The organism is Microbacterium sp. LEMMJ01 (assembly GCF_002114135.1).
In the GTDB taxonomy this organism is placed as follows: Bacteria; Actinomycetota; Actinomycetes; order Actinomycetales; family Microbacteriaceae; genus Microbacterium.
Map to the genome: position 1 here is coordinate 1 of NZ_NCTV01000018.1, position 2,690 is coordinate 2,690.

Below are 2,690 nucleotides of genomic sequence, written 5' to 3' on the forward strand. Positions count from 1 at the left end.
GTCCTCGCCGGACGCCGGGTGGCTGCGCCGATGCGGCGCGCGCTCTTGGCCCAGGCCTCGAACTCGAGATCGATCTCGAGTTGCTTTCCGTCGATCGCGAAGGTCGCGGGATCGAGCCGCTCGCCAGGTCGCGCACACCACCGCGAAGGGCGGCGTCATCGCGATGACGAAGTCGCTCGCTGCGGAGGGCGCCCGCTACGGCGTCCGCGCGAACTCGATCTCGCCTGGCTTCGTCAGCACCCCGGCGACGGACAAGGCGGTGGATGCGGAGGGCAAGGCCTGGCAGGTCGGCAACGCGCTCATTCAACGCCCCGGCACGGGCGAGGACATCGCGTACATGCCGCTCTACCTGGCCTCCGACGAGTCCTCTTGGGTGACCGGACAGAACTACAGCGTCGACGGCGGCGCGACCGCCGGGTGGCGGAACGACAGCGAGACGGACCGACTGGCCGCGAAGAACGGCTGACACGCGGGTCGCGGCGCGACCGGTGACGGACGTGAGGCACGGTGTCAGCTGACACCGTGCCTCCCGTCCGTCGTGGCCACCTCGTCTAAATCGCGAGGTACCCGCCGTCGACGGCGAACTGCGCGCCGGTCGCGAAGGCGGCCGCGTCGGAACCGAGCCACGCGACCATCTCGGCGATGTCGTGCGGCGTGCCGAGTCGGCCGATCGGGTGCTTCGTCAGCAGCGCGTCCTTGAAGCCGGGGTAGGTCTCCTCCAGCGCGTCTATCATTGGCGTCTGGATCACCCCGGGCAGCACTGCGTTCACGCGGATGCCTTTGTCGGAGTACTCCACCGCGGCGGCTCGGGTGAGGCCGATGACGCCGTGCTTCGACGTGACGTAGGCGGACTGGTGGGCGATGGCGACCTGCCCGAGGGACGAGGCGGTGTTGATGATGGATCCGCCGCCCTGCGCCAGCATCTGCGGGATCTCGGCCTGCACGCCGGTTCAATATTCCGCACAGAGGAAGTTGGCCCCACGGCGTTACTGCAGTCAATCGTTCTGTTGCGCAAGCCCCCGCAGGTAAGCACGTGCGTCGTCGAGGCTGACGACATCGCCGTACTTCGCGTCGATGTCAAAGAGGCTGGCCAGGTGCGGAAGGGCTGCCCGGTCGCCGACTGCCTCTTCGACGACGATGGTGTGGAAGCCGTAGGAGCAGGCGTCAACCGCCGAGGCGCGCACGCACCCACTGGTGGTGCAGCCGACGATGATGATGGTGTCGACACCCCGTGAGATCAAGCGTGCGGCGAGATCAGTTCCGAAGAAGCAGGATGCGTACTTCTTCACCAGGGTCATCTCGTGGGGCAGCTGGCCCAGCCTGCTGTCGACCTCCACCCATTCGCTGCCCTCCACCAACAGGTGGTTGGACGGGATCTTCTTGATCCAGAGCCCCGCCTCCTGCAATTCGGTGTCGTACGCGACCGTCGAGAAGAAGATGGGGATCTCGAGTTCACGGGCGGGGACGAGTAAGGCATTGGTGGCGGCCAGCTGTGACTCCAGTTCGCCTGACAGGGGCGAACGGCTGTCCGTGAATCCGGTGATCAAGTCGACGATCAGCAGCGCCGGCTTCTCGCCGTAGCCGATCCGGCCGCCCAATCCCTTGGCCTTGAACTCGTCGCGCAGCCGTGCGTACTCATCGATCAGCTCCGTATTCGTCACGAATCGGCTCTCCTGTTCCCCGTCGACTGATAGTGCGCCGCGATGGCATCGCTCGTCGTCACCCAGACACCATCGTGAGACGTGATGTGCTCGAGGGCCCGATCAAGGTAGCGGTGGCGGAACGGCTGGCCGACGATGAACGGGTGCAACGGCAGCGACATGACGCGACCCGAGTGCTCGGAGTCTGAATAGAGCTGATCGAACTGGTCGATCACCGCTTCCAGGAACTGCGGGCCGGTATAGCTCTTACTCACGAACATCGTCACATCGTTGAGTTCTATCGTGTAGGGAACGCTGAACATCCCGTCGACGTTCAGCGGATACGGCTGATCGTCGTTCGTCCAGTCCAGGACGTAGTCATACCCCAGCTCCCGAAGGATCCGGCTGCAGCATCGCGGTACCGCCGAAGATGCTCGTGGAGGGCTTGTCGATCTGATAGTGCTCGATGTTCAGCCCGACATAGAACGCCACTCGGGCCCCATTCGGCCACGAAATCGTCGGTCGCTCCGTGATCGGGCTGTAATCGAAGCGGAAAGTGTCAAGGCGGGTGAGACAGATTCCGTCAGGCGGTCTGTATGAGGGCCTCCTGTGAGGGCTGGTTGATCCAGGCGGCCTCGGGCAGCTTGGGCGCCTGGGGTCGGCGGTGGCCGAAGCGCTCGGGACGGGCGGCGTAGGCCGCGTCCAGGGTGGCCTGGCGCTGGGCGCGGACCTGCCCGGCGGTGCCGAAGTGGACGCTGGCGGGGGTGTGCAGCCCGATCCCGCAGTGGCGGTGCTCGTGGTTGTAGTAGGCGAAGAACTGCTCGGCGAACGCGCCGGCGTCGGCCAGGGACCCGAAGCGCTCGGGGAAGACCGGGGCGTACTTCAGCGTCTTGAACGCCGCCTCGCTGTAAGGGTTGTCGTTCGACACGTGCGGGCGGGAGTGCGACCTGGCCACCCCGAGGTCGACGAGCAGCTGAGCGACCGGTTTGGAGGTCATCGAGGTCCCGCGGTCGGCGTGGATCGCCTCCGGCACGCCATGGAGGCCCATGG

The 2,690-nt window shown here is 66.0% G+C and carries 5 protein-coding genes; 1 reads left to right on the forward strand and 4 read right to left on the reverse strand.

Features of this window, described 5'->3' with window-relative positions:
- Window positions 1-22: 22 nt before the first annotated feature.
- Entirely contained in the window at window positions 23-466 is a 444-nt protein-coding gene (locus tag B7W94_RS05020; protein WP_082157159.1) for an SDR family NAD(P)-dependent oxidoreductase, read from the forward strand.
- Between the two features lie 85 nt (window positions 467-551).
- Here B7W94_RS05020 and B7W94_RS05025 read toward each other — a convergent pair whose 3' ends face one another.
- The 4 genes from B7W94_RS05025 to B7W94_RS05040 form a co-directional block, all read right to left on the reverse strand.
- Window positions 552-944 carry an SDR family oxidoreductase gene (locus B7W94_RS05025; RefSeq protein WP_005050794.1) on the reverse strand — a complete coding sequence of 131 codons (393 nt, stop codon included), beginning with the start codon at window positions 942-944 and terminating at the stop codon, window positions 552-554.
- A gap of 51 nt (window positions 945-995) precedes the next feature.
- The gene (locus B7W94_RS05030; RefSeq protein WP_005050795.1) at window positions 996-1,661 is read right to left on the reverse strand and encodes an N-carbamoylsarcosine amidohydrolase; all 666 of its coding nucleotides are present in this window, start codon (window positions 1,659-1,661) and stop codon (window positions 996-998) included.
- Entirely contained in the window at window positions 1,658-1,963 is a 306-nt protein-coding gene (locus B7W94_RS18235) for a hypothetical protein (protein WP_005050797.1), read from the reverse strand. The genes B7W94_RS05030 and B7W94_RS18235 overlap by 4 nt, the downstream gene beginning before the upstream one ends.
- Window positions 1,964-2,223: 260 nt before the next feature.
- The coding region (locus B7W94_RS05040; RefSeq protein ID WP_085605038.1) for an integrase core domain-containing protein at window positions 2,224-2,690 on the reverse strand (467 nt) is incomplete at its 5' end.